Genomic DNA, 4,758 nt, shown 5'->3' with positions numbered 1-4,758 from the left:
GAGCTTGCGCGGCAGATGCAAGAACCGGCATCACCATCAACTGCCAGGGCTCAGGATCTCTATCGTGGGTTTGGGGCACTGCTTGATCCGGATGCGGCCGAGTTGGATGACAGTGCTCACTTTGCGCCAGCGCCTTCTGCCAGGGCTCGTTCAGACACCTACGACGGTCTTCCATTGGTTGATCTGACCGCGCCCGCACCGTCCCCATTGCGCGACGATATCGTGCGGCGGTTTCCGATCACCTCCTCCGATGCTCAGATCGGGGCGTTGAATCCGATAGCCTTGTCCCATAACCGCGGGCTGGTGCTCGAGGACACGGAATGGCTGGGCGACGAGCATATCCTCAGGGATTACCAGCTTCAGGAGCTGGATTTGCAGAGGAGCGATTCGGATCTCGCCGCCCGGACGCGGTTCGTAGATCCCCTCGAAGCGCTGCGGCTGCGCCTGGGCGCGGAGAGCGACGTGCTACGCGTATTCCATCGCATCGTCCATGATCGGCGTGATAACGATACAGCCGACTTCCTGTTGCTGCCAGTGAACGATGCCAGTGCTACGGACCGCGGCAGGCATTGGTCGCTGCTGTTCGTTGATCGCAGCAACCGGCAACGGCCTGTCGCCTATCACTACGATTCCTACGGGAGATACAACGAGACGCATGCAAGACAACTCGCAGAAAGGCTGAACCTCGCCCTGCAGCCCGCCGGCATGGCCCAGCAGCAGAACACTTGTGATTGCGGCGTCTTTGTCGTGGACGGCACGCGGGAGCTGGTTAGGCAATTGGCGCAAGGACGGGAGCCAGACCAGCTGAACCTCAGCAACGTCGTTGCCAATCGGCAGGCACTGCAAGCGCGACTCAGGGGTTGATGTCGCCGTGGGCGGACCCTCGCGGCGCTTCTCTTTGAGCTTGAATGACGGCTGGAAGAAGTTCACCAGCAGGCGCGCCGCGGCGTAGAGACGTGCCATCACGCGGGCCGTCTCGCCCCCGTCGAAGCGCCCGTATCCGACGAGCCGCCGGACCACCGACAGCGCGATGCGGTTGTCGGCAAGGGCGAGCGCGCGACGCTGCGCTTCGGAAAGACCGGTCAGCTGACCGGCGCCTCGAGGAGACCGAGCTTTCGCGCGGCCAGGTATCGGCCTTCGCCCGCGATGATCGTGCCATCGCTGTCGACGAGCAGCGGGTACCGTCAAGTTAACGAATTGGAGCGGCCGAGGGGTAGACGACCGGCATGCCGACCGCCCGGGACCCTCTTTATCGCCGCCATCGCTTCCCATCGGAAGTGATCAGCTATGCCGTTTGGTTGTATTTCCGGTTTCCCAGCGGCTCATGAAGAAGCTCTTGAAATCCGCCGGCACGCCGCCGCGCGTGATGATCACGGACAAGCGTTCGCACGGCGCTGCGAGGGCGAAGATGGGCTTTTTCGTCGAACATCGCCAGCACAGAGCTCTCAACAATCGGGCTGAGAATTCTCATCAGCCGACGCGGCAACGCGGCGGATCATGAAGCGTTTCAAATCGTCCCGTCAGGCTCAACGGTTTCTGTCACTTCACGTTCCAGGCATCGTAAGTGGATCCGTAATCCCCGGGAAATTGACGAAACCTCAGACTCTCTCCTCAGCAGAGGTGTATCCGCGCCTGCGCTTGGCGCGCTCCAGCCGTCCGAATGCTTCGCCCGCTTCAGCGCTGGCATCGAAAGTCTGCACCATCGTCTGGCCGGTCGTGCCGATCCGGCCCCAGTCGCGGATCAGCGAGACCCCGCCGAACAAGGTCGGTTGGATCGAAAGCAAGTAAAACCGCCGCATGTTGCGGGTGGTGTCGATGCGGCGAAGGTGAAGCGGCCCTAGCTTAAGGTTCGGCATGCATGGATTCTCGCTTCCTGTGGAAGCGAGGTCCAATGCTTTCTATGAATCGATCAGGGCCAAACGATTCATTCTCTCGCTACATCAATTGCACCAGGCGGGTGTCTTCGGACTGTGGCGATGATGTGGAGGCTCCACGGCCCGATTTGAACCCCACCGTCTCGCGGCAAAACCGAGACCGCAGTCTGAACTGATCGAGAAGCTCACTGAATCGCGCCGGAGCTCGGTCCAAGCATTGTCGATCCAGCAGCCTCAGCAAGGTTTGAAAGCTGACTAGGTGACATCGGTGCAGCCGTTGAGCGATCGACGGAGCAATTGCGGACGAACGGGAAATCGAAGTCCGGACACGGGTGAATTATGGAATGACACCCGGGCACTTCTTTGCCGGTGCTGCTGCAGAGAATCAAGCGCGCGATGTGGTCGGACATCGCCGACCTGCGTCTGGCAGCCCGACCAACCTTATGGGGTGTTGAAGAAGCGCGCGGCCTCTTAAAGGCCGCATTCTCTGTGGTAGGGCAGTATCTGAAAGCGCGTATGGCCGCGCAACCTGAGGCGAGAGGAGGATTCCGATGTTCGAGGCTAAAGACTATCGCGTGTGCTGCCATCACTTTGTCACCCCGACCGACCGCGCCGTCTACCCGGCGCAAGAGCCCTTACTAACCTACTCTGAGGCCCTCCGGCAGGTGCAGACCGAGCAGGCCAAGGGCTACATGGTGGCCTGGGTCATCGATCGCACCGGAGCAGGCGCCACCAATGAGATTGGTGGTTCGAACGCATCGGTTCGACGTTGATCGTAAGCGCAGCTCTGGCCCTTGGATTGGCGCTTGACGTCTGTTTTGATTACGGTGTGAGCCGGCACGGCTTCCACTTTTCCGACAACGTTGACGCTGGCCTCAAGCGCCTGCCTGTCGTCGAACCACTTTTTAGAGCTTGATCACATGATCGCAGCCGCGCCGAAGATCGAAGAGGCTGCAATGCCGTTTCCACGCCGAGTCACAAGCAGAAGAAACTCAACCAGGACTCGCGCTGGTCAGCGTCATCAGAAACTGTGCACGCTCGACAGGACGATCGAGCCAGTGCGTCGAGGTCTATTCCTGCATAGGAGGACGCGGCGAGGCGGCGGGAAAGTTGGAAGGTTGGGATCCAGCAAGGTCCCGATTCGCGCGCTGTACCTCGGCGGTCCCAAACACGAGGACGCAGAGAGGTCTGTTTTGGGCGCGGGATTTTGGCTGGGACACGAGCCCGTCAGAGCGTTGCCGCCGCCGCTCTGAAATGGTCGGGAAACCTTCCGATCGTGCGAGACTCTTATCTAACCTCACTTGTGATCCGCTCCCCTCGAGACTTTTGGAAGATATCCCAACTGCCGTTCCAGAGCAGCTAAGGTTCGACGGGCCGAATCCAATCTCGCAGTCGCCTCGACCAGGTCGGCCCATGTTTTATCCGACCGTGCAACCGCCGTGGAGCCGGTCTCAAACAGGTTGTTGTTGAGATGCGGGGCCGCTTCGCCTCGCAGGGCACGCTCCAAATCGAGCAGGGTGCTCGTCAGCGCTCGATGCGCGCACGCGTCCTCTCGTTCCAGGTTTTCCGCCACGTCGAGCGCCGCACGATAGTGTCGTATCGCTGCAACGACTCTGCTCTCGAGGTCGGGCTCATCGCTCATCTGCTTTTCTCTCCACGAATCTTTGAGCAATTTGTGTCGGTCTGAACGAGCAAAAATTGTAAGCGGAGCTTTTCTCCCATTTGATTGACTGGTTTCGCTTCGGCTTTCGCTCTGCGATCCTTGGCTTGTCAGAGAGCCGAGAGGAGACTGAAGGCGATGGAACAATCGGGGGAGGAAGCCGAAGCTGATGGCTTTGTGGGGAAGCTTACGCGCCGGACGCGTTCTGGATGCCGGTTATGGTCTGCGGAGATCAAGGGGCGCGCTGTTTTCGAGAGCATGAAGCCCGACGCCCGGGTATGTGATGTCGCACGGCGTTATGGTGTGAAGGCCCAGCAGTTGACGACGTGGCGCAGATTGGCGCGTGCTGGCCGGCTCGCATTGGTCACGGACGACGCGGCGGATTTCGTGTCGATCGAGCTGAGCGATCCAGTGGCGTCAGGCAAGAGCGAGGGGCCCGTCGAGATTACGATTGGCAAGGTTTCGGTCCGCCTGGATGCGGACGTGTCGGCGGTGCGGATCGCGGAGATCGTGACTGCGATCGAGCGCGGCGCATGATCATTCCGGCGCAGGGACTGCGGATTGTGCTTGCTGTGCGTCCTGTTGACTTCCGGTGCGGGCACGACGCGCTGGCCGGTCTTGTGCAAAACACGCTTGGGCTCGATCCGCATTCGGGCCTGATCGTGGTTTTTCGTTCGAAGCGCGCCGACCGGCTGAAGATTTTGCTATGGGACGGCACGGGCCTCGTTTTGGTCTACAAGCGCCTTGGCCGCGATGGTCGTTTCGAGTGGCCGCAGATCAGCGACGGCGTCATGCATCTGACGCGCGTGCAGTTCGAAGCGCTGTTTGAAGGGCTGAACTGGAAGCGAGTGGGCGAACGGATTGTCGCGACGCCAGCTGCGGCGAACTGACTCAGACCCGACAACCTGTTTCGCGCGGGGCTTTGGGATGATAGCTTGCGGATGTGCCGCCGTCCCCCATTGATCCCGCCCGTCTTGCAGCGCTGCCCGCCGATTTGCGCGCGCTCTTCCGCGCGCAGGAAGCGATGATTGAAGCCGAGCGTCGTCGCGCAGACGATGAATGCTCGGCGCGCCTTCATGTCGAGAGTGAACTGGCTGCGTCCAAAGAGAGCGTCGAACGCCTCGAACTGCTCGTGAAGGAGTACGAGAGAGCTGGCCCCGGTTGTTTGGACAGCGCCCCGCTGGATTTAAGTGGATTCCTGCCGGGTTATGCTGAACGCGGGGC

6 protein-coding genes and 2 pseudogenes are annotated in these 4,758 nt (G+C 60.7%); 6 read left to right on the top strand and 2 right to left on the bottom strand.

The genetic code is table 11. The annotated features are described in order from the left end of the window. On the top strand, nucleotides 1–864 hold an 864-nt coding region (locus QJT82_RS44305), incomplete at its 5' end, for a Ulp1 family isopeptidase (RefSeq protein ID WP_281446712.1). A gap of 362 nt (nucleotides 865–1,226) precedes the next feature. Beyond that, nucleotides 1,227–1,548, top strand: a pseudogene (locus QJT82_RS44300) (DDE-type integrase/transposase/recombinase); the annotation flags it as partial. A gap of 50 nt (nucleotides 1,549–1,598) precedes the next feature. Here the strand turns inward: QJT82_RS44300 and QJT82_RS44295 are convergent. Then, nucleotides 1,599–1,856 carry a WGR domain-containing protein gene (locus QJT82_RS44295; RefSeq protein ID WP_011084508.1) on the bottom strand — a complete coding sequence of 86 codons (258 nt, stop codon included), beginning with the start codon at nucleotides 1,854–1,856 and terminating at the stop codon, nucleotides 1,599–1,601. A 569-nt stretch (nucleotides 1,857–2,425) separates the two neighbouring features. On the opposite strand from QJT82_RS44295, the gene QJT82_RS44290 reads away from it, so the two are divergent. Beyond that, nucleotides 2,426–2,647, top strand: coding sequence for a hypothetical protein (locus QJT82_RS44290; RefSeq protein ID WP_014497999.1), 222 nt, complete (start codon nucleotides 2,426–2,428; stop codon nucleotides 2,645–2,647). A 524-nt stretch (nucleotides 2,648–3,171) separates the two neighbouring features. On the opposite strand, the gene QJT82_RS44285 is transcribed toward QJT82_RS44290, so the two are convergent. Then, entirely contained in the window at nucleotides 3,172–3,516 is a 345-nt protein-coding gene (locus tag QJT82_RS44285) for a hypothetical protein (protein ID WP_011084509.1), read from the bottom strand. Between the two features lie 156 nt (nucleotides 3,517–3,672). Here QJT82_RS44285 and QJT82_RS44280 point away from each other — a divergent pair, with 156 nt between their 5' ends. The 3 genes and pseudogenes from QJT82_RS44280 to QJT82_RS44270 all read left to right on the top strand — a co-directional run. Beyond that, a complete protein-coding gene (locus tag QJT82_RS44280; RefSeq protein WP_011090954.1) occupies nucleotides 3,673–4,071 on the top strand; it encodes a transposase in 399 nt (132 codons plus the stop codon). Continuing rightward, nucleotides 4,068–4,424, top strand: a complete 357-nt coding sequence (gene tnpB, locus QJT82_RS44275; RefSeq protein ID WP_011090953.1) for an IS66 family insertion sequence element accessory protein TnpB — start codon at nucleotides 4,068–4,070, stop codon at nucleotides 4,422–4,424. The genes QJT82_RS44280 and tnpB overlap by 4 nt, the downstream gene beginning before the upstream one ends. A gap of 53 nt (nucleotides 4,425–4,477) precedes the next feature. Beyond that, nucleotides 4,478–4,758, top strand: a pseudogene (locus tag QJT82_RS44270) (hypothetical protein); the annotation flags it as partial.

Origin of the sequence: Bradyrhizobium sp. Mp19 (genome assembly GCF_029952935.1) — a bacterium.
GTDB lineage: Bacteria > Pseudomonadota > Alphaproteobacteria > Rhizobiales > Xanthobacteraceae > Bradyrhizobium > Bradyrhizobium elkanii.
Note: the sequence above shows the minus strand (reverse complement) of the source record. Positions and strands in the feature narration are given on the sequence as shown.

Excerpts from the sequence above, each read along its gene's own strand:
- QJT82_RS44295 (WP_011084508.1), bottom strand. The coding sequence starts at position 1,856 with ATGCCGAACCTTAAGCTAGGGCCGCTTCACCTTCGCCGCATCGACACC.
- QJT82_RS44290 (WP_014497999.1), top strand. The coding sequence starts at position 2,426 with ATGTTCGAGGCTAAAGACTATCGCGTGTGCTGCCATCACTTTGTCACC.
- QJT82_RS44285 (WP_011084509.1), bottom strand. The coding sequence starts at position 3,516 with ATGAGCGATGAGCCCGACCTCGAGAGCAGAGTCGTTGCAGCGATACGA.
- QJT82_RS44280 (WP_011090954.1), top strand. The coding sequence starts at position 3,673 with ATGGAACAATCGGGGGAGGAAGCCGAAGCTGATGGCTTTGTGGGGAAG.
- tnpB (WP_011090953.1), top strand. The coding sequence starts at position 4,068 with ATGATCATTCCGGCGCAGGGACTGCGGATTGTGCTTGCTGTGCGTCCT.